At 64.4% G+C, this 20,787-nt stretch carries 13 protein-coding genes; 8 read left to right on the top strand and 5 right to left on the bottom strand.

The window, feature by feature from the left end; all coding sequences use genetic code 11:
- Window positions 1-15 precede the first annotated feature (15 nt).
- Both AADX97_RS25825 and AADX97_RS25820 read right to left on the bottom strand, forming a co-directional pair.
- Window positions 16-1,533: an O-antigen ligase family protein gene (locus AADX97_RS25825; RefSeq protein WP_374237099.1), complete on the bottom strand. Its 1,518-nt coding sequence runs from the start codon at window positions 1,531-1,533 to the stop codon at window positions 16-18.
- Between the two features lie 534 nt (window positions 1,534-2,067).
- Window positions 2,068-2,907: a tyrosine-protein phosphatase gene (locus tag AADX97_RS25820; protein WP_374237100.1), complete on the bottom strand. Its 840-nt coding sequence runs from the start codon at window positions 2,905-2,907 to the stop codon at window positions 2,068-2,070.
- Window positions 2,908-3,811: 904 nt separating this feature from the next.
- Here AADX97_RS25820 and AADX97_RS25815 point away from each other — a divergent pair.
- Window positions 3,812-4,495 (top strand): polysaccharide biosynthesis/export family protein, encoded by a 684-nt coding sequence (locus AADX97_RS25815; RefSeq protein ID WP_374237101.1) that lies wholly within the window; start codon window positions 3,812-3,814, stop codon window positions 4,493-4,495.
- Between the two features lie 89 nt (window positions 4,496-4,584).
- On the opposite strand, the gene AADX97_RS25810 is transcribed toward AADX97_RS25815, so the two are convergent.
- Window positions 4,585-4,746: a hypothetical protein gene (locus AADX97_RS25810; RefSeq protein WP_374237102.1), complete on the bottom strand. Its 162-nt coding sequence runs from the start codon at window positions 4,744-4,746 to the stop codon at window positions 4,585-4,587.
- A 128-nt stretch (window positions 4,747-4,874) separates the two neighbouring features.
- Here AADX97_RS25810 and AADX97_RS25805 point away from each other — a divergent pair, with 128 nt between their 5' ends.
- The 4 genes from AADX97_RS25805 (at window position 4,875) to AADX97_RS25790 (ending at window position 11,301) form a co-directional block, all read left to right on the top strand.
- The gene (locus AADX97_RS25805; RefSeq protein ID WP_374237103.1) at window positions 4,875-7,196 is read left to right on the top strand and encodes a GumC family protein; all 2,322 of its coding nucleotides are present in this window, start codon (window positions 4,875-4,877) and stop codon (window positions 7,194-7,196) included.
- A gap of 11 nt (window positions 7,197-7,207) precedes the next feature.
- The gene (locus AADX97_RS25800; RefSeq protein ID WP_374237105.1) at window positions 7,208-9,118 is read left to right on the top strand and encodes a DnaJ domain-containing protein; all 1,911 of its coding nucleotides are present in this window, start codon (window positions 7,208-7,210) and stop codon (window positions 9,116-9,118) included.
- Between the two features lie 36 nt (window positions 9,119-9,154).
- Window positions 9,155-10,501 carry a tetratricopeptide repeat protein gene (locus AADX97_RS25795; RefSeq protein WP_374237107.1) on the top strand — a complete coding sequence of 449 codons (1,347 nt, stop codon included), beginning with the start codon at window positions 9,155-9,157 and terminating at the stop codon, window positions 10,499-10,501.
- A 170-nt stretch (window positions 10,502-10,671) separates the two neighbouring features.
- Window positions 10,672-11,301 carry a hypothetical protein gene (locus AADX97_RS25790; RefSeq protein WP_374237108.1) on the top strand — a complete coding sequence of 210 codons (630 nt, stop codon included), beginning with the start codon at window positions 10,672-10,674 and terminating at the stop codon, window positions 11,299-11,301.
- A gap of 78 nt (window positions 11,302-11,379) precedes the next feature.
- Here the strand turns inward: AADX97_RS25790 and AADX97_RS25785 are convergent, their stop codons facing one another.
- Window positions 11,380-12,789 carry an MBL fold metallo-hydrolase RNA specificity domain-containing protein gene (locus tag AADX97_RS25785; protein WP_374237114.1) on the bottom strand — a complete coding sequence of 470 codons (1,410 nt, stop codon included), beginning with the start codon at window positions 12,787-12,789 and terminating at the stop codon, window positions 11,380-11,382.
- 99 nt (window positions 12,790-12,888) lie between these two features.
- On the bottom strand, window positions 12,889-16,971 hold the full coding sequence (locus AADX97_RS25780; protein WP_374237475.1) for a ribonucleoside-diphosphate reductase subunit alpha: 4,083 nt from the start codon (window positions 16,969-16,971) through the stop codon (window positions 12,889-12,891).
- A gap of 506 nt (window positions 16,972-17,477) precedes the next feature.
- On the opposite strand from AADX97_RS25780, the gene AADX97_RS25775 reads away from it, so the two are divergent.
- From AADX97_RS25775 to tnpB, 3 genes are all read left to right on the top strand, one after another.
- On the top strand, window positions 17,478-17,942 hold the full coding sequence (locus AADX97_RS25775; RefSeq protein ID WP_374237474.1) for a CBS domain-containing protein: 465 nt from the start codon (window positions 17,478-17,480) through the stop codon (window positions 17,940-17,942).
- Window positions 17,943-18,117: 175 nt separating this feature from the next.
- Complete coding sequence (locus AADX97_RS25770; protein ID WP_374237473.1) at window positions 18,118-18,966, top strand: cytochrome c; 849 nt, start codon at window positions 18,118-18,120, stop codon at window positions 18,964-18,966.
- A gap of 448 nt (window positions 18,967-19,414) precedes the next feature.
- Window positions 19,415-20,548 carry an IS66 family insertion sequence element accessory protein TnpB gene (gene tnpB / locus AADX97_RS25765; RefSeq protein WP_374239336.1) on the top strand — a complete coding sequence of 378 codons (1,134 nt, stop codon included), beginning with the start codon at window positions 19,415-19,417 and terminating at the stop codon, window positions 20,546-20,548.
- Window positions 20,549-20,787: the final 239 nt, after the last annotated feature.

Genomic DNA, 20,787 nt, shown 5'->3' with positions numbered 1-20,787 from the left:
CCGCCAGGGCGGTCTCTATGCGTCTTTGAACGGGTTTTCGATTTGATTCGCTGGCGGCGCAGTGCTTTGGATGCTCGGTGCCGGAGTGGGCTCTAAGTCCGGCGTGCGCCGACGAGATCGGCCTTGGGCCGAGGCATCGAGATGTTCTGGTGCCATGAAGAAGATACCGGCCAAAACGGCGAAAACGGCCTGGTTTGCCGGAATGGCCAGGTTGTAGTCGACCAGTTCGTGTAGGGCCAAAACGAATAAACCCACGCCTGCGCCGGCTTGCAGGAAGCGTGCGCGCGACCATCCGCCGCGGGCGTAGACGCGGGTCCATTGATACAGATAGAGACCAAGTGCGATGAGGATCAGCAGGGCGGCGATGAGTCCCGCGTCCGAGATCCACTCCAGGTAGTCGTTGTGGGCGTGGTTGGGGAACTGGGCGCCGAATCGGATGGGTTGCACGGGCGGGAAGGCACTCGAGAAGGTGCCCGGACCACTTCCGACGGGCAAAAGCTCGGCAATCCGCAAGAAAGTGGCGGAGAAGAGGTCGACTCGGCCGTCTTCGACGACGCCCGTCACCGTGAAGCGATCGATCACAGGTGCCAGCCCGATGGCGACGCCGAAGCCCAGCGCAACGGCGACGACGGTGCCGGTGATGCCGAAGGTGTTGCTCCCGCCGATGCGACGTGCGAACAGCAGTGTGGTCAGGATCAGACCCAGCATGCCCATGGCGATGCCCATGCGGGAGCGGGTGAAGACCAGGCCGACGAGGATGAGCAAGGCGACGGCGCCGTAAAGGATAGCGGCGTTGCCGTGGGTCGAGCCGAGGAAGACGGCGCGGCTGCGCCAGCTGCCCGAGCGCGGGCGGCCGGTCGAGTCCTCGTGGCCCAGGTTGTAGTAGAGCATGGCCAGCGCGAGCGGCAGCGTCATCGCCAGCAGTCCGGCGAGGTGGTTGCGATTGGCGTAGGTGCCGGTCGCGGAATCCGGATGTCCGCCGGGGACGGCCATTAGCATCTCCCCGCTTTGGACGGTTCCGAATTGGATCAGACCCAGGATGGCTTGGACCAGGGCGACGCCGAGTAGGACCTTCACCAGGAGCAAGAGGCTGCGGCTGTCCAACGAGCGCGTGCCGACGAAGACGGCGACAGGTAGGAGCAGACTCAGGCCGGCGGCGACAGTGAGGTTCGGGTGGATCGACAGGGGTTTCCACGCGGAAGACGTGTCGAGCGAAAGGAGAGCCTCGCCCGCGGCGTAGAGATCGCGACCCGGCAGGCCGTTGACGAACGCGCCGGGCAGCGGGATCAGATAGAGGACCGGGACGAGCCCGAGGAGCAGGAGGACGCCGATCTCGACGCGGGACAGGGGAACCGCCCGGGGTGTCCAGAGGGTTACGACCAGGATCACGATCCCGAGCCATTGCAGCATCAAGGAGGCCGGCGGGGTGTTGCCGGCGCGAAATATCGGGGCGAGCACCAGAGTGACGATCAGTAAGCCGATGATCGCTTTGGAAAACGGGTGGCTGGCATCAGCCGGGTTTGTGTAGGACATCAGATGTGAGCGGGGATCTGTTCCTGCGTTGGGCGAACCTTAACACTGGATTGTGTTCAAGAGTAGCGTCTCCGCGACGATTCCGGGTATCGCCGACGAGCTACGAGTCGCTGCTCGGGGAGCAGCTTTGGCTTTTGTTGAGGTTTTGGGTGGTCGGATTCGAGGACGTTCGTTTCTCGGGTGTTTGTGGGTGGATAAGCAAAGCGCATCCACCGTCCCGGCCTTCGGCTAGGGCAACCCGACCCCGTTGATATTCTCCGATTCGATGTTGCCCCCGATTCTCCGGGGTGTAAGGCGATTTCTGCAAACTTCCATACCCGTAGGTTGTGCTGACGATAGGAGGCACAACTTGCGCCGGCGTTTGGTTGTGCCTCGCACGGCTCGGCACAACCTACGCCCTTGGCATGAAGGTTTCCGTAATTCGCCTAAGTCCTATTCGGCGCGGCGTCTCGTTGATCTTTTACGCGAGAAGGGGGCTTGGCTGTTTCTGGAGCGCATCATGAAGCGGTCGCGTGCCGGATCTAGGGTTATGGTTTATCCGGCCTTTGGGGCGCCGTCAGACGAGCCGAGCAGGCGGGAGAGCCAGCCTTTCTTCGGTTGTCGACGCGGTAGCGGGATGTGGTCGGGGTCGAGCATGGGCGGCGGTGGGATGTCGGCGGGCGCGCGGTTGTCGATGATGGCTTGTGGTCGGTCCTTGACGAGGCGGTTGGCCTCGGCCTCGCCGACCCAGCGGACGGCGGCATCGCGTCCCTCGGCGAGGAGCGGGGGGCGGTGGCGGGTGTCGTGCGAGTCGGTGGCGAGGATGTGGACGAGGCCCTCGTCGAGCATCCGCTCGCCCCAGTATTTCGGTGTTCGCCCGAAACGACCGGTGAGGGCGCCGGCGGTAACCTGAATCCAGGCGCCTTGTCGGGCGGCTTGGACGAACCAGGTGTAATGCGCGTCGTCGAGCCAGGTGAGACGCTCGGGGTGGGTGATGACCGGGACATAGCCCGAGGACAGGCTGTCGTGAATCGACTCCTGGAACCGTACGGGCACCGTATGGTGCGGCGGCTCGAACAGGAAGTAGCGTGTGCCGTGCAGGGTAGGGTGGGTGCCGCCCTGGAGCCCGGCGATGAGCTCGGGGACGAGCTGGATGTCTGCGCCTTCGGTGAGGACGAGCGGCAGGTCGGCTTCCGCGAGGGCTCGGCGCAAGCCTTCGATGGCGTGCCGGATGCCCGGGGCGCGGTTTTCGAACAGACCGGGGTAGATGTGCGGGGTGCAGGCCGTCATCCTGATGCCGTCCGCCAGGGCGATGCGTGCCATTTCCAGCGAGACCGGCAGATCCGGCGCGCCGTCGTCGATGCCGGGAAGGATGTGGCAGTGTAGGTCGATCATTGTGTGCTCTCGGGCATCGGTCTGGATCATTTGCCAAAATACGACGCTGGGATATTAAACCGCGCCCGATGCGGTATGCGAGGTTTTTGGATGGGATCGGTCCCGGCAGACTAAACGACCGTTTGAGAAGTAAGGTGATTTCCGCAAACTTCCATACCCGTAGGTTGTGCTGACGATAGGAAGCACAACTTGCGCCGACGGTTGGTTGTGCCTCGCGCGGCTCGGCACAACCTACGCCGTTGGTATGAGGGTTTCCGGTATTCGCCTAAAACGACGCATTTCACTCCGGACGCGGTTTTAGGATACGCCGACCGGGGCTTGTCGGCCTTGCCGGCATCGTTCGTTCGACCGCTCACGAGCACCTTACCCGCACCTTACCCGCACCCTATCCGTGGCGTGACACCGCTCGGCGGTGCCACGCATGCCCCCTGGCGCTCCGCGCCACGTGCCCCTCAAGCCGGAGTCAAGAACGAAGCCATCTCGTCGAGCGCCAAGGGTCGGAGGTCTCGGGCGCTGCTCGCAACGGACCGAGCCGGCCTTGGGTGGATTCACATGCCGAAGGGGCAATGAGATTTTGCCGTTGGTATGATCTTGGGATAGCCTAACGCGGGCCTGGATTCACGTCGATGGAACGGTTGCGACGAATCCGTCGGTCGGGTAACGACCCGCGCGATTCCGAGAAGATGTAGGGTGGAACAGGGTGTCAGGAGCCCCTGAAATTCTAGTCCTTGGAGGTTCGGGTGGCCGGTGATACGAGCGGGGCCAGCCGGGCTCGCTGCGGTGCAATGCTTTTACGACAATGGGTGGAAGAGATTCAACAATGCTGAAGTCTTTTTGGCTTGTGCTCGCGGTCTTGGTTTTCCTCGGTGGTTGTTCGTCGGGGTCGTCGCCATCGGGCTCCGCGATGCCTGGCTCCGAGATGGGGGCGGTTCCGACATCGGGCACGCCGGAAACGGCTGCGCCGTCTGAGGGCGGGACGCTGGTGCCTGCTGTGGTGGGTCTTCCGCCGGCGATGAGCAGCTCTGCTGCGACCTACCTGATCGGTGCGGGCGATCTGATCCAGGTGGATGTCTTCAAGGTCCCGGATTTGTCGACGAAGGAGCGGGTGAACGAGGCCGGGGTGATCGTGATGCCCCTGATCGGCCCGGTGGCGGTCGGCGGATTGACGCCCGAGCAGGCCGGACGGGTCATCGCGGCCGAATTGGCGAAGGACCATCTGCAGAATCCGCAGGTGAACGTGTTGGTCCTCGAGTATGCAAACATGAACATCACGGTCGGCGGTGCGGTGAAGAAGCCGGGCGTGTTCCCGATGAAGGGTCAGACCACGCTGCTGCAGGCGATCTCGATGGCCGAGGGGGTCAACGAGGTGGCGAAACCGGGGGAGGTTGTGGTCTTCAGGTCGTTGCCCGGACAATCCGTGAGCGCCTACGTGGTCGATTTGAGAAAGGTTCAACGCGGCGATCTGGTCGATCCGGTGCTCGCGGTCAACGACAAGGTGATGGTGCCGGAGTCGGGGTCCGCAGTGTTCGTGAAGAACATGACCGGAGCCTTGCGCGGGTTCGTTTCGCTCAATCCGCTCTACTATTAGGGCGGCCCGGAGCGGGGTGGATCTCTGCACGGCCTCACTCAAAAACCCCGCCGATTGGCTGATGGTCGCGGGTAGGACGATGGAAGCGGCTAGGGTGAGGAGAGCGGGGCGGGTGGATAAGCGCAGTCCGCCAACGCCAACGCCAACGCCAACGCCAACGCCAACGCCAACGCCAACGCCAACGCCGGCGCAGGGGCTTGGTAGACTGCGCTCTCGGTCGTCCACTCGACCCGGCCGCTCTTCGTGACCAAGGCCCGCTGTGCTCGTTCACTCCGGGGTCTCGCATGGTACTTCACTGTCGTTTCTGCCGAACTTGGGCGCTTGCTCGCAAGACGTCGCATGCGCCGGCACAACGGCGTTCTCGATGGACATGGACTCGATGAATAGCCCGAATCAATCGCTCGCCCCCGAAGGTCCTCATCAACCGCTGCAGCCCGCCCAGCGGTCCCGGCTGCCGAGTGTGGCGGTCCAGCTTCCCGCGCAGCCCGCCCGCGACGAGGATGTGATCGACCTGCGCGAGCTCTGGGCCGTGCTGATGCGGCGTCGTTGGTTGATCATCTCGGCGGTTGGTTTGGCCGCGATCCTGGCCTTGGTGGCGACATTCGTCATGACGCCGATCTATCGCAGCACCTTGCTCCTGCAGATCGAGACCGTAGGCAGTCGCGTGGTGGACTACGGGAGTGTCACTCAAGAGGAGGCAACGGGGTATCGGGCGAACATGGATTTCTACCGGACCCAGTACGAGCTGCTCAAGAGCAACACTTTGGCGCGCAGGGTCATCGACCAGCTCGGCCTGGTGCCGATGGATGCCGATGAGGATGGTTCGTCCTTCTTCGGGGATATGGCCGCCATGGCGAAGGCGTGGGTGTCGACCATGTCCGGGTCGTCCGCGACGGAGGATGCGCGCTCCGGGGTCGACCCCGAGCAAGCGCAGCGGATGAACGAGGAGATCGCGTTGCTCAAGCCGTTGACGATCGAGCCGGTGCGCGACTCGCGTCTGGTGCGGATCCATTATGACAGCCCCAGTCCGGTCGAGGCGGCGGAGGTGGCCAATGCGGTTGCGGCCAACTTCATCAACCTGAACCTGGAGCGGCGCTACGACGCATCCTCCTTCGCGAAACGCTTCCTCGAGGAGCAGCTCGCGCAGGCGCGCGCGACCTTGGAGGAGTCCGAGAAGCGGTTTGCCGCCTACGCGCGCGAGCGCGAAATCGTGGATACCGACAAACGCTTGGAGATCACACTCGATAAATTGCGCGAGATGAATGCCCAGCTGATCAAGGCCGAGGGGGCCCGGATCGAGGCGGAGGCGGAATATATCGGCATCGTGGGCGCCGGAGGCGCCGGCAGCGCGGCCGGGGTACTGGAAAGCCAGCTCATTCAGAGTCTGAAGGAGCGGCGCGGCACCATGGAGGCGGACTATCGCGACCAGTTGCAGGTCTTCAAGCCCAATTATCCGAGCATGCGGCAGCTCAAACAGCAGATCGACGAGCTGGACCAGCAGATTGCCCGTGAGACCTCGGCGATCGCCGGCGGCGTGAAGGCGAAGTACGAGGCCAAGTCGCTGGAGGAGGCCAAGCTCTCCCAACGCATCTTGGAGCTGAACGAAGAGGCCCTGGTGCTGCAGGATCGCAGCACGGACTTCGAGACACTGAGACGCGAGGTCACCACCAACCGCGAGCTTTACGACGGGCTGCTCCAGCGGGTGAAGGAAGTCGGTGTAGCCGCCGGGATCGGGGAGAACAACATCTCGATCGTGGATGCGGCCCGGGTGCCGCTTGCCCCTTTCAAGCCCAGTCTGAAACTGAACCTGGCCATTGCGATCGCGCTGGGCGGCTTCGTCGGCGTGCTCGCCGCCTTCCTGTTGGATGCGCTCGACGATACGGTCCGGGGTACCGAGGACGTCGAGGGGCTGATCGGTGCCCCCGTGCTGACCCTGATCCCCAAGGTCGACGCCCGCGAGCTGGGGCTGCAGGACGACGAGCTCGGCCTGCTCGCCTTCCGGGATCCGAAGAGTGCGGTCGCCGAATCGGTGCGCTCGCTGCGCACCCAGCTGTTGTTCTCGACGTCCGACGGTGCCCCCGACATCCTGCACTTTACAAGCTCGGCGCAGGGTGAGGGCAAGACAACCACGGCCATCAACACGGCGATCGCCTTCGCGCAGGCGGGCAACACGGTCCTGCTGATCGACTGTGATCTGCGTAACCCCACGTTGCAGCGGGCCTTTTCTTTGCCCAACACGAACGGCCTCACGAACTATCTGGCGGGCAGCGCGCAACCGCTTGAGATCTCGCAGGCGACCATGGTGACGCGACTCTTTACCATCACCAGCGGGCCGCTCCCGCCGAACCCGGTCGAGCTGCTCGCGAGTGCGAAGATGCTGGATCTGTTGAGCGTGGCGGCCGAGCGTTTCGACGTCGTGATCATCGACGGGCCGCCCGTGATCGGGCTCGCCGATGCGCTGATCCTTGCGAATCTGGCGAAGGCGACGCTCTTCATCGTGGCTGCCCAGTCGACGCACCGACGCGAGATCGCAAGTGCCGTGAAACGCTTGAGACAGGCGAATGCGCATCTGATCGGGGGCGTGCTCGCGAAGGTCGGGCGCGCGGGCAAGGGCTACGGCTACGGCTACGGCTATGACTACATTTATAGCTACGGCGGCCGGGGCGATCAGGCGAACCTGCCGCAGCAGAGTGCGGCCTAGCCGGGTCGATCATGGCTGCCCCGCTGGTCGAGCTTGCGCTCGACTATTATCGCGATCCGCTTGCGTATCGGCATCTTGCCGAGGTCGAGCGCACCTTGCCGCAGGGGTTCGGCACCTTGCTGGCGGAGTTCTGCACGGCGCTCGCCTCGGCGCGGATCGCGCAGACCGCCGAGCAGCTCGCGGCCGGTCCGGCCGAGATCGAGGAGGCCGCGCGGTTCTTCGTGCGACACGCGCTCCTGAGCCCGGCGGGTGATTTCTATCGCCACTTGGGGCTGAACCGGGATGCCTCTCAGGAGTCGATTCGGCATCACTATCAGCTTTTGATCAGGATGTTTCACCCGGACCGGGTCGATGCCTCGACCGAGGTCGGTGCCTTTTACGCGACACGCATCAATCTGGCCTATCAGACGCTGCGGGATCCCGAGACCCGCGCGACCTACGACCTGGGTTTACCGGACCTCACGGCCGGCTTCAGCGAGACGGATCCCGCATGGTTTTTCCGGCCGAGTCTGCCGGTGCTTGCCGGTAAGGGTCCGGGTCGGTTCGTGCGCGAGCGGGGTGCGCGAGGACGACGCCCCCGTGTCGGACTCGCTCTGGTCGGCGCAGTTGTGCTCGGCGCACTGGTGCTCGGGTCGGGCTATACGCTGATCCAGGCCAATCGGACGCCGACGCTGCGTCTGGCGGCGAGCGGCAGCGCGGAGACTTCGGCGCCGCTGCCGAGCTATCTCGCGCCTTCGGCCGGGAGCACGGGGTCCGGCGGTCGGGCTGCGGTTGCCCCGCTGCCGCCGATCGAACCTACCCCTGTCGAGGGCCCCTTGTCCGAGCAGGATCGCACCGCTATTCGTGCGCTCGACGATGCACCCGAGCGTTTGGCCGCAGTATCGGCGGGCGTGACGGTGTATGCGGCGGAACGACCGACCATGATCGCGACGACGGCCCCGGGCGCGACCATCAGTACCGACAGCGCGATGCCCGAGAAGGTAATCGATGCCGATCGGCTCAAGGTCGGCCAGCGCGAGGTCGGCCGATCCGAATCGGCTCGGGTCGTGCGTGCGGTTCCGCATGAGGATCTCGCGAAGGCGCGTGAACCCGAAGCGCTGGTGATTCCGCCGGTTTCAGCCGCGAGTGCCTTGATTCCCGCGGGTCGAGGCGTCCTGCCCTCGAAAGCGATCGAGCCGGAGAGGCCCGCGGAGCCGGTGCGGTTGTCCGCCGCGCCGACGCAAATGGTGGATTCCACACCACGGCAGCCCGAGACGGGTACGGCAGCGGCGCTCAAGTCGAAGCCGGCAACGCAGCCGAAAGCGGAGCTGCCGGAGCTGCCCGAGAGGCAACCCATCGTCGAGCCAGTCGCGCAGCCGAAGACAGCCCCGGAAGCGCCACCGCCTGCACCTCCTGTTGAACCTGCTTCGCGGCTCTCCGAGAACCTGCAGAGGGACGCGCCAGCGCCGAGGCGCGCCGCAGCGGCGCCCACGCCGGCCGCACCGGAACAGCCTGCTCGTTCGCTCGCCGGCGCAGCCGAGCCAGCACCGAGCGCTGTTGCAAGCCGTCCTGCCGCGACCCCCGAGAAGGATGCGGCCGCCTTGGTCGCACGTCTTGAGAGTGCCTATGCGGCGATGAATGCCGATGGTTTCGCGGCCCTCTTTACCGCGAACGCGCGTGTCAACGAAGGCAGCGGACGGGGGTTGATCCGCTCGAAGTATGCAGATCTGTTCAATCGCATCACCGGGGCGAAACTGTCGATCAACAGCGTGCGCTGGCGTACGCTGCCGGACGGGCGTATCAGCGGGTCCGGGGCGGTGACGGTCGGGAATCAATCTCGCATCAACGGCGCATACCGTTACGCCACAGGCCGCGTGGATTTCGCGCTGGTTCGCGAGGGCGGAGGGTATCTGATTGCAAGCATGATCTACCGGTTGAACTGAGGCGTTCGGATCGAATCGGCCGGATGGAGGAAGGACTTGGGTATGCGGATGTATTGGTGGCGAGCGATGTTGGTGCTCGGGGCGCTCGGGTTGGCGTGGGGCAGCCTGGTGAATGGGCTTGGCGGCTACTATGCCGATCGCGTCGCGACGGGCGAGGTCGCGATGATCGATCACGCGCTCGGGTGGCAGGCCGATCAGTCGGGGATCTTGTATTTGAAGGCGCTGCAGGTTTTGCCCGAGGATCAAGAGGGCGGTACTCGTTTGCTGGAAGACGCCTATCGGGCCAACCCTTCCGACCCGCATCCGCTGATCGTGCTTGCCGCTCGATCGCTCGCGGAGGGCGATATCGTGCGCAGCGATGCCTTGATCGAGCTGGCGGTGAGGCTTGCTCCGGTCGATCCGCGCGTGCAGCTTGCGGTGGCAGTCTACTGGGGACAACGGGAGCGCTACGATCGGATGCTCGCGCATTGGTCGACGACGCTCGAAGCCGACAGATCGCAGCACAATATCTTGTTTCCTCATTTGCTGCGGATGGCGGAGAGCCCCGAGTACCGGGCGCTCTTGGGCTCGACGGCCGCGTCTCCGCCGTCGTGGTGGACGGGCTATTTTCGTTACGTGGCGCGCACTGCAGCGGACACGGATACGGTCCGCTTTCTCTATGCCTTGCGGCGTCAGTCGGCGAGTGCGCCTCCGACGCCGGACGAGCGCGCGGTCTATGTCGAGCGACTCCAGAAGGATGGAGCGATTGCCGCAGCTTACGTCGTCTGGGTCAGCGGGCTGAACGACACAGAACGTCGCCAATTGGGTCTGCTCTACGACGGTGGTTTCGAGCTGCCGATCGAGGGACGTGGTTTCGGTTGGCGCCTTGCCTCGAATGTGCATTTCTCAGCCGAGCCGATGGCGACGCGTGGCTCGAATGGTCGAGCCGCCTTGCGGTTGCGTTTCCGCGCCTTCGAGGGGCCGTTTCGTCATCTGTTTCAGCCGCTGTTTCTGGACGCGGGTCAGTACCGCTTGTCGGGGCGCGTGCGGGTCGACAGCCTGGCGTCTCAAGGCGGCGTAAAATGGACCGTGCGGTGTCTTTTGCCGGAGTCCAAGATCCTCGGCGAGGGGTCGCGCTTTCTTGGCTCTTCGGATTGGCGTGAATTCGAACTGTATTTCGAGGTGCCCGAAACCTGTTTCTATCAGCAGTTGACGCTGGTCTCGGGCGGGACCAGGGCGTTCGAGCAAAAGCTCGACGGTACCATTTGGTTCGACGACCTTATGGTTGCCCGTGCCGCGAGGGTTGATGCAGCGGCGCGCGTGGATGCGCTCATGCGGGATCGTGCCGAGCCGGCGGCGTCTGCGGGCAATGGCCAAACGGAAGCGAAGGAGGATGCTGAATGAGGGCTGCAAGGCCTGCGGATCGGGCTTGATCGGGCGCTGCGTACTCCTCGGCCGGCGGGGCGATGGTCTGGCTCCCCGGCGCGTTCTCCGCGAGCTCCGTCACCTGGATTTTCGTGGCTGAAGGGGCTAAGCTCGATTCTAGAGTCGACACGGATCGTTTTCGATGACGGGTGATCGGCGAATGTGTTTCCTGGGCTTTGGCTTTTATTTGGGGTAACAGGATGATGCGCAAAGAATTTGTTCTAGTGGTGGGTGCGGCCTTGAGTGTCGGTGTTGTTCAGGCGATCGCGTCCGAGACGGTCGGTGAAATCAAGCGGGTCGACGGGGCAGCGATGATCAGCAAGGGCGAACATTTCGTCGCCGCCCAGCAAGGTATGAAGCTGAATGAGCTCGACCGCCTGATCGTCCTTGAGCAGAGCGAGGCATTGCTTGAGTTCGCCGACGGCTGCCGGCACCTGATGAAGGAGAAGGAGCTGTTGACGGTCGGCTCGACAAGCGTCTGTGTCGATAGCCCGGTCAAAGTGACCGACGTGGCTTCCGCTCAGCTGAGCGCGCCTGTCGGTGGGCTCGGTGGCGTGACCGTCGGCGGCGGGGCAGTCGGTGGTGGGGCCGTTGGTGGTGGGGCCGTCGGTGGCGGCTTAGGTGGCGGCTTTCTCGGCGGTCTCGGCGCTCTCGGCGGCGTGACCGGTGCCGGAGCGTTTGCTGTCGTGGCCGGGGCCGGAGTGGTCGCCGCCGGGGTCGCTGGCAGCAACTCCAATGCTCCGCCGCCACGGCCTCTCGATCCTATTAGCCCCCTGTAGTCAGCCGGGGGAGAGCGCGCTGCTCTTCATCCGTGAATGGCCGTGTGCTGGAGCGTCGTCGTCGGACGAGGCTTGGGTTCAAGGAATGCGGACCCTAACCCCGTCAAAGTGCTGCAGCAAGGCGTCTCGGAGGGCGGTTTTGGCTCCGTGCTCGCCGTGGACGAGGATCACTTCCTGGGGTGGAGGGGACATGGCGCCGATGAACGCGAGCAGGTCGTGTTGGTCGGCATGTGCGGAGTAGCCGCCGATGGTGTGGATGCGTGCGCGGATGTCGTAGCGGCGCCCGTCGAGCTGGACATAGCCGCCGCGGGGCCCGTAGCGTTGGATGTCCCGGCCCGGCGTGCCGGCGGCTTGGTAGCCGACGAAGAGCACATCGTGGCGCGGATCGCCGAGCATGGCCTTGAGATAATTGACGATCCGCCCGCCGGCGCACATGCCGCTTGCGGCGATCACGATGGCGGGACGATGCTCGCGCGCGAGGTACTCGACCATGCGCAGATGTGCTGCGTGGTCGTCGACCGTGAGCATCCGATCGAACGCGAGCGGATGGCGACCGGCCGCAACCCGGGCCTTGGCCTCGCGGTCCCAATGTGCGCGCAGTCTGCGGTAGCCCGCGGTCAGGTCCGCCGCCAGCGGTGAATCCAGCACCACCGCGAGATCATCCCATTGCCACTTGCCGCCGGTACCTTTGGTACCGCGGTTCTCGTGCACCAAGGTTTCCAGCTCGTAGAGCAGTTCCTGAGTGCGTCCGATGCTGAAGGCCGGAATCAAAAGGGTTCCACCGTCTCCGAAGGCGTGCTCGACCATGGCCCGCAGGCGCTGATGGCGGGTGCTGCGGTTCTCGTGGATGCGGTCGCCGTAGGTACTCTCCAGCACGACGATATCGGCCGATTCCGGCGGGGTCGGATCCGGCAGCAGCGGGGTGTGCGGCGCGCCGAGGTCTCCCGAGAAGAGTACGCGTGTGGTGGTCCCGGCGCGGGTCAGGTCGCATTCGACATAGGCGGATCCGAGGATGTGACCGGCTTGCTGCAAACGGATGCGCAGCGCAGGATCGCCCGTGATCAAGGGGTTCCATTCCCCGTAGGGGAGCGGGATCAGGCGTGCCTGCAGCCCGCGCAGGACGGCCTCGATGAGGGCGGCATCGCGGGTGACGCCGACCTTCAGCGCGTCTTCCAGGACCAGCGGGAGAAGCTCCGCCGAGGCTTCGCTGCAGAGTATGGGTCCGCGAAAGCCGGCGGCCAGCAGATGGGGCAGGCGCCCGACGTGGTCGATGTGCACATGGGTCAGGATCAGCGCCTGGATCCGATCGACCGCGAAGCCGATGCCCGGGCGGTCGGCACCGGAGCCGTCCGAGGCGGTCTCCGCACCTTGGAAGAGCCCGCAGTCGATCAGGACCGAGCGGCCGTCGCCGAGCATCAGCTCATGGCAGGAGCCGGTGACGCCGTCGACGGCGCCGTGGTGTGCGATCAGTGTTGTCGTGTCGGTCATGTCGTCTCCATCGTCCGTGTGGGGCGGGAAGGGGCGGTATAGGGGCGGGTAGGGGCGACTTCAGTCGCCCTCTCCGATACCGGGCGACTGAAGTCGCCCCTACTGGCAGGCTTCGCACTCGGGGTCGAGGATCGAGCAGGCTGCCGGGGCAGCGGCGCCGTTGCCCTTTGCCTCGAGCGAGAGATAATTGCCGCCGACCGCGCTGAGGCGATTGGCCTTCCCGGTGTCGTCCATCGTGGACTTCTCGACATGGGTGGCGCCCATGGACCGCAGGTAGTAGGTTGTCTTCAAACCCCGCACCCACGCCAGCTTGTAGAGATTGTCGAGCTTTTTGCCGCTGGGCTCGCGCATGTAGAGGTTGAGGCTCTGGGCTTGGTCGAGCCACTTTTGGCGGCGGCTGCCGGCCTCCACCAGCCAGCGGGCGTCGACCTCGAAGGCGGTGGCGTAGAGTTCCTTCAGATCGTCCGGGATGCGGTCGATCTGCTGGATCGAGCCGTCGTAGTATTTGAGATCGTTGACCATCACCGAATCCCAAAGGCCGCGTTCCTTCAGGTCGACCACCAGGTAAGGGTTAACCACCGTGAACTCGCCCGAGAGGTTGGATTTGACGAAGAGGTTCTGATAGGTCGGCTCGATTGACTGGCTGACGCCGACGATGTTGCTGATGGTCGCGGTTGGGGCGATGGCCATGCAGTTGGAGTTGCGCATGCCGACGGTGCGGACCCGCTCGCGCAGGGCGTCCCAGTTCAGGGTCGTGCCGGTGTCCATCTGCAGATAGTTACCGCGCGCCTCTGCGAGCAGTTTGATGCTGTCGATCGGCAGGATTCCGCGGCTCCAGAGCGAGCCTTCGAAACTCTGATAGCGCCCTCGTTCCTGCGCGAGATCCGTGCTGGCCTGGATCGCGAAATAGCTGAAGGCCTCCATGCTGTGGTCGGCGAACTGAACGGCCTCCAGAGTTGGGTAGGGGATGCGCAGCTTATAGAGGGCGTCCTGGAAGCCCATGATGCCAAGCCCGACCGGACGGTGCCGCAGGTTGGAGTTGCGCGCCTGCGGGACGTTGTAGAAGTTGTAGTCGATGACGTTGTCGAGCATCCGCATGGCGGTGCTGACGGTCTTCTGCAACCGCTTGGTGTCGAGCCCCTTTTCGGTCACGTGCGCGGCCAGATTGACGCTGCCGAGATTGCAGACGGCGATCTCTAAGTCATTGGTATGCAGGGTAATTTCAGTGCACAAGTTGGAGCTGTGCACGGCCCCGACATGCTGATTGGTGTAGCGCACGTTGCACGGATCCTTGAAGGCGATCCAGGGATGTCCGGTCTCGAAAAGCATGGCGAGCATCTTGCGCCAGAGGTCGACGGCCTTGATCCGCTTGCTGACCCGCAGCTCGCCACGCGCGGCACGCTCCTCGTAGCCGACATACGCCTGCTCGAACGCCAGTCCGGTCAGGTCGTGCAGGTCCGGGGTCTCGTCGGGCGAGAAGAGGGTCCAGTGCTGATCCTCGGCGACCCGCTTCATGAAGAGATCCGGCACCCAGTTGGCGGTGTTCATGTCGTGGGTGCGGCGGCGGTCGTCGCCGGTGTTCTTACGCAGATCAAGGAATTCTTCGATGTCGACGTGCCAGGTTTCGAGATAGGCGCAGACGGCGCCCTTACGCTTGCCGCCATTCGACACCAGCGCTGCGGCCGTCATATAGGTTCGGTCACCTTCCACCTTGAGATCATGGACCACCGGCACCGGCGCGATGGAGGTGACCGATTTGACCCGCGTGAAGATCCAATTACCCAAGCGGAACCAATTCTGTTTGGTGAGCGCCGGGATGCCGACCAGCTCGGCGATCTCGGGCACGGCCGGGATGCGCAGGTCGAAGGCGCGGACGGTGCCGGTGAAGGAGACCACCGAGCCGTCACCGCGTGTGCCCGTGTGGGCATTGTCGCGCTCGCGATACTGACCGGCGCAGGGGATGCCGAGTCGCAGGAGCTGATAACGCAAGCCCTCGGCGAGCGCGGCGGAGGTGCTGGTGAAAGTGATCTCTTTGCCGCGGCTTATTCCGCCGTCGGTTTCCAGAAGTCCCTGGACGAGCGCCAGCGCCTGATCGTGCGGCAGATGGCTGAAGCGGCGTGCGATGCGTTTCTTGCCGCGTGCGTCGTAGAGATCCTCATAGCTGAAGGGCAGATGGGCCTCGTCCAGTCCGACATAGCGGCCGGTGGTCGCGCAGCGGGCCAAGCCCCTGCCGACGGCCCACTTGATCTGGATGTATTTATTACCCCGCCCGTTCTCCCAAAAGTGGATCCCGCGCTCGGTGAGATAGTCGCGGACGAACTGGAGATGTCCGCTGTCGCGCCCCGGGTTGCCCGAGACACCGAATTCGTAGCCGCGCGTGAGGTGCCCGTCGCCGAGCAGAATGCCGTAGAAGCGTGCATCCGCTTGGGTGAGCTCCGGGACCGGAACCACCTCGGCGGGGATGACCTGAGCCACGTAGTCTCCGCGCGTCAGCTGGCCGGCCTCGACCCATTCGGGCCGGAAACGGGCCTGCTCGATCTGGCCGAGCGTGCGTTCGATGGACTGCTCCATCGGCACGCCTTGGATGGCCCAGAAGGGATGACCGGCGGTGACGGTCAGGTCATTGACCGAATGCTTGACCGCCACCCGAACCATGGGGGCGTCCTTCTGGTCGTAGGTGAAATGCTCCGTGACCTCGCGATAGCGTCCGCGCTGACCCAGCACCAGATCGCCGACCCGTACGTCCGCGATCGGCTTGGGGCCGTCGGCGGTGAAGACGGTGGTCTCCGGTGCGAAGCACTGGTTGACCGCCACCGCCGTATCGTTAGCCACCTTCAGGAAGGGCACCACGCCCTGGCTCTTGCCGTTGGTCCCCTTGATGTGCGCGCCCATGCCGCGTACGCGGGTCCAGTCGTTACCTAAGCCGCCGGCGAATTTCGACAGGAGGGCGTTGTCTTTGATGGCCCCGAAGATGCCGTCGAGGTCGTCCGGGACGGTGGTGAGATAGCAGGAGCTGAGCTGGGGGCGCAGCGTGCCGGAGTTGAAGAGCGTGGGGGTCGAGCTCATGAAGTCGAAGCTCGAGAGCAGCTCGTAGAACTCGATGGCGCGGGTCTCGCGGTCGATCTCGTTGATGGCCAGCCCCATGGCGACGCGCATGAAGAAGGCCTGGGGCAGCTCGAAGCGGATGCCGTCGGCGGTGTGGATGAAATAGCGGTCGTAGAGGGTCTGCAGGCCAAGATAGGTGAACTGCAGATCACGCTCGGGCTTAAGCGCAGCGCCAAGGCGGACGAGGTCGTAGCGGGCGAGCTGCTGGTCGAGATGCTCCAGGTCGGCGGCGCGCTTGATATAGGCCGTCAGATAGTCGCTGTAGCGCTCGGCGAGATCCGCCTGGGTCTCGACACCAACGGCGAGCCCGAGGAAGCCCAGCGCTTCCCTCCGCAGCACGTCGAGCAGCAGTCGGGCGGCGACCTGGCTGTACTGGGGGTCTTTTTCGATCCTGGCGCGGGCAGACATCACCAGCGCCTGTCCGACATCGGCCTCGCGCACCCCGTCGAAGAGATTGCGCAGGGTGTCGGTCAGGATGGCCTGTGCGTCCACCGCGTCGAGATCGCGACAGGCCTCGTCGAGCAGACGCGTCAGGCGCACGACATCCAGCGGGCGGGTGCTGCCGTCGGCGAGCGTCACGGAGAGCGGGTGCGCGGCCTCGGCAGGCGTGCTCGCCGCTGCACGTTCGGCACGCTCGCGGGCGCGGGCCTCGCGGTAGAGGACGTAATCGCGCGCGACCTTGTGCTCGCCGGCCCGCATCAGCGCCAACTCCACTTGATCCTGGATGTCCTCGATATGGACGGTGCCGCCGCCGGGCAGGCGGCGTGTCAGGGCCGAGGTCACCTGCTCGGCGAGCTCGCGCACCCGGTCGTGAACACGGCTGGAGGCCGCCGCCGAACCGCCCTCCACGGCGAGGAACGCCTTGGTCATGGCGACCATGATCTTGTTGGCGTCGAAGTGGGTGACCTTGCCGTTGCGCCGGATGACCTGGACCTTGCCCGGGGTATGGGCGGTGATCTCGGGAGCCGAGTCGCTGTGCCGGGCCGGGTTCGGGTTCGGCTTCGCGGGCTGTCCGGGGCGGGCGACGGCGTCTTCGGCGGGCGTGGATTCGACCAATGACGGGCTCTCGGTGGACATGGCTCCTCCTGGGATGCGGTGTGACGGCGGGGTCGGTCTATAAGGATGGTCCGTGGCCTCGACGGCCGAGCGGGCGCTAGCGGAGTGGTGCGGAGATTTCGAGACCGTCCGAGATCATCTTCGTTGTCGTTGTCGTCATCGACGATCGATACGACAACGACAACGACAACGACAACGACAACGAACGGTCTCGACATATCTGCCGAGCTGCCCGAGCTGCACTAGGCGATGGACACAATATATGCTGGTTAATGGATCCGTCAACCACAATATCTTGTGTAAAACCGGTAGATCAGGCTGTGGATGGCCTGTGGATAAAACCGGTGGCGTCAAACCGGGCGAGGGTTCGTCGTCGGGCTTACGGGTGTCGGCGGGATCTGGGCGGGGCGTGGAATGCGGCGAAAAACCCATGTGCGCCCGGTCTATAATGCCCGGACGGCCGTCGCGAGACGTGCGCCTCTGTCTCGCGAATGCGGCCGACAACAACACAACGGAGGATGGCCTAGATGAAAGTCAAAGATGTGATGAGTCGATCGGTTCGCTCGGTGAATCCCGATACCCGGATCGTCGAGGTGGCGTCCTTGATGTGTCTCTATCGCTTTCATGGTCTGCCCGTGGTCGACGGCGATGAAAAGTTGGTCGGCATCATCGCCGAGCGGGATCTGCTGCACACCCTGTTTCCGAAGCTCGACAAGCTCGTCGCCGAGGGGATGCATTCGGTCGACCTCGACAAGGAGATGGCACGCTACTCGGAGACCCTGGGGTTGAAGACCGAGGAGCTGATGACACCCAATCCAGTGACGGTCGATCCCGAGATGCATGTGCTGCGCGCGGCGACCGTGATGGTGAGGCATAACTTCCGGCGCATCCCGGTTGCGGACGAGGGGCGGCTGGTCGGTATGCTCAGCATCGGCGACGTGCACAAGGCCATCTTCCAGGCCAACGTGACGAGCGGATTGAAGGGCCTCTGAGGCCGCTTCGATCGGGCATGCCTTGACGGGCCGCGGCGATGCGGCTCGTTTTTCCAGTGCTCATCCCGGGCTTGCGCCGGGTTGCCGGCCCCGCGGCCTGCGGATCTTCCATGTCGCGCCGGGGTCAAGCATCCTGTAGCCGTTCCGGTCCCGGTCTCTTCGTTTGGAGGTCAAGATGTCTCGATCCCTATATGCGATCGTCCTGCCCATCGTTCTGTCGGCCTTCGTCTCGACGGCGGCCTATGCCCAAGAACCCGCCCCGACCGACACCCCGGCCGAAACCGCCCGGCTCGAATACGAGCAGGTGATGGCGCTGACGCCCGATCCGGAGAACGGACGCAGGGTTTATCTGACCTGTGCGGTCTGCCATCGTCCGGAAGGCTGGGGTGCGCCCGACGGGACCTATCCGCAGATTGCCGGACAGTTGCGTACCGTCATCATCAAGCAGCTTGCGGATATTCGGGCGCGCAATCGCGACAACCCGCTCATGTATCCCTTCTCGGTGCCGCGTATCCTCGGTGGCCCTCAGAGCGTCGCCGACGTAGCGGCCTATGTGGCGCAACTTCCGATGGCTCCCGCGAACGGGGTCGGGCCCGGGGTGGATTTGGCGTTGGGACAGGAGGTCTACGCGGAGCAATGTACCAAGTGTCACGGCGACAACGGGGAGGGCAACGAGGCGGAGCACATCCCCGCGATAGCTGGTCAGCACTATCTCTATCTGATGCGCCAGTTCGATGCGATCCGCATGGGTCGACGCAAGAACTCCGACCCCAAAATGGTCAAGCAGATCGACGGCTTCACGCCGCGTCACCAGGCGGCCGTGCTCGATTACACCTCGCGCCTGCGTCCGCCCGAGAGCAAGCTGGCCAAAGCGGGCTGGACCAATCCGGATTTCCCGTCCTACGTGCGCGACCCGATGGGTATGCTGCCCGTACCGCCGATGCCTGCGGGGTTGCTGGACGCCCCGGCGTCGGCCGAGCCGCCTGCGAATCCCTCCGTCCCGCCCGCCACGCGGGCGAATTGATTCCCCCACATGACCGACATGGCGGGGTGTCGGGTATAGGGGCGAATTGATTCGCCCACGCAGCCGGATCCTAATCGTTGTTGTTGTCGTTGTCGTTGTCGATTACGACAAGGACTATTGTGGAAAAATACGCTCTCGTCGAGGACCGTTCCTACGGGCGAATTCATTCGCCCCTTGTATGTTCTGTTCTGAAGGGATTGACAAGGAAAGCGATCAACGGATTTGATGAAGAGTGCCCGGGAAGCCGTTCGCCCCTGAAGCCTGGATGTCGTGTTCCGCTGTTCAGAGCTTGCATGTAGATGGGCTCCCCGCCCTCTTCGCCCATGCCGGAGAGTATCCGAGGCCGTGGACGTGTCCATGAGCCTGCATACACAAGGTCGGTAGGCGATGGTACAGGGTCGGGGAACCGGGAATCATAATATCGCGTTGCATCCTGAAGAGACAGACGATGAATACAGCCGGAATCGATGTGGCCCACAAGACCCTGGCGCTGGCCGTCAGTACCGAGGAGAAGCTCGGCAAGGTCCGCGAGTTTGCCAACACGCCAAGCGGTCATACCGCGCTGATTAAGGTCTTGCAAGGTGCGCGGGTGGAGCGGGTCTGCCTGGAGGCGACCGGCAGCTATCACCTGGACCTGGCACTGGCCATCGATGCGGCCGGGTTGGCGCTCATGGTGCTCAACCCCAAGGCCGCCAAGCGCTTTGCCGAGGCCTTGCAGACGCGCAACAAGAGCGATGCGGTCGATGCCGGGGTGCTGGCGCAGTTTGCCCGGCGCATGCCATTCGAGCCATGGCGGCGCCCGGCGACCGAGGCACTGGAGCTGCGCGCCTGCGCCCGGCGCCTGGATGCGTTGGTGGTCGATCGCACGCGGGCGAAGAATCAACTCCACGCGCTGCTGCAAAGCACGACCACGCCGGCCGTGGTGCTGGATGACGTGCGCCTGAGCATCCACCGTAAGCGTCCAGCGAAATACATCTATCCCGCGTGCTGCGCGATCTGCAAGATGCCGCCATGTTCCACGCACCGAGGGGAAGAGCATGGCAGAGAAGCGGCGCAGTCGCGAGCAGTGGCGGGAGTTGGTCGGGGGCTGGCCGGGCAGCGGTCTGACGCAGGCGCAGTACTGCGAGCGCCACGGGATTTCGACCGGGAGTCTATATCGGTGGCGAGCGGTCTTCCGCCAGGAGCACCAAGCCGGCGGCGGGCCGGCGCGATCCCGCGCCGAGTCGCCGGTACGCTTGCTGCCGGTGCAGTTCGGCGACGCCCTCGAGCCGGCGCGCAGTGCTCGGGTGCTGACCGTCGTCTTCGGTGGCGGCGTGCGCCTGGAGGTCCCGCCCGGGTTCGATGGCGCCACGCTCGCGCGGGTGGTGGAGATGCTCGCGCAGCGGACGGCGGCATGATCGGCTTTGGCGGACAGACGCAGGTGTATCTGGCTGCAGGGGCCACGGACATGCGCAAACAGATCGACGGTCTTGCGGCCTTGGTGGTCGATGTGCTTCAGGCCGATCCGTTCTCGGATCATCTGTTCGTCTTCTGCAATCGCAGCCGCGACAAGCTCAAGATTCTCTATTGGCACAACGAATAAGGTTAGATCGTCCGAGCGCAGCGAGCGACGATCTAACCGTTTGTTGGACGAAGCCGCTACGCGGAGGAAGCCCGCGGTCGGCGTCAGTCTTAGAATGTCACCTCATGCCCTCGCTCGAGAGGGGTGTATTTTCCACATCATGGGGTTACGCCAGTATGTCCGTCTCCTGCGAAGAGCAATTCAAGCGCCACTACGAAGCCCATCTCAAGCACCTTCGACTCAAGGGCCTGCAGCCCAAA

Origin of the sequence: Thiocapsa sp. C2-2m (assembly GCF_041903745.1) — a bacterium.
Classification (GTDB): domain Bacteria; phylum Pseudomonadota; class Gammaproteobacteria; order Chromatiales; family Chromatiaceae; genus Thiocapsa; species Thiocapsa roseilacustris.
Note: the sequence above shows the minus strand (reverse complement) of the source record. Positions and strands in the feature narration are given on the sequence as shown.

Bases quoted from the DNA above. Each gene is read 5' to 3' on its own strand.
- AADX97_RS25785 (WP_374237114.1), bottom strand. From the start codon at position 12,789: ATGACCGACACGACAACACTGATCGCACACCACGGCGCCGTCGACGGC.
- AADX97_RS25775 (WP_374237474.1), top strand. From the start codon at position 17,478: ATGAAAGTCAAAGATGTGATGAGTCGATCGGTTCGCTCGGTGAATCCC.
- AADX97_RS25820 (WP_374237100.1), bottom strand. From the start codon at position 2,907: ATGATCGACCTACACTGCCACATCCTTCCCGGCATCGACGACGGCGCG.
- AADX97_RS25805 (WP_374237103.1), top strand. From the start codon at position 4,875: ATGAATAGCCCGAATCAATCGCTCGCCCCCGAAGGTCCTCATCAACCG.
- AADX97_RS25825 (WP_374237099.1), bottom strand. From the start codon at position 1,533: ATGTCCTACACAAACCCGGCTGATGCCAGCCACCCGTTTTCCAAAGCG.
- AADX97_RS25800 (WP_374237105.1), top strand. From the start codon at position 7,208: ATGGCTGCCCCGCTGGTCGAGCTTGCGCTCGACTATTATCGCGATCCG.
- AADX97_RS25780 (WP_374237475.1), bottom strand. From the start codon at position 16,971: ATGTCCACCGAGAGCCCGTCATTGGTCGAATCCACGCCCGCCGAAGAC.
- AADX97_RS25770 (WP_374237473.1), top strand. From the start codon at position 18,118: ATGTCTCGATCCCTATATGCGATCGTCCTGCCCATCGTTCTGTCGGCC.
- tnpB (WP_374239336.1), top strand. From the start codon at position 19,415: ATGAATACAGCCGGAATCGATGTGGCCCACAAGACCCTGGCGCTGGCC.
- AADX97_RS25815 (WP_374237101.1), top strand. From the start codon at position 3,812: ATGCCTGGCTCCGAGATGGGGGCGGTTCCGACATCGGGCACGCCGGAA.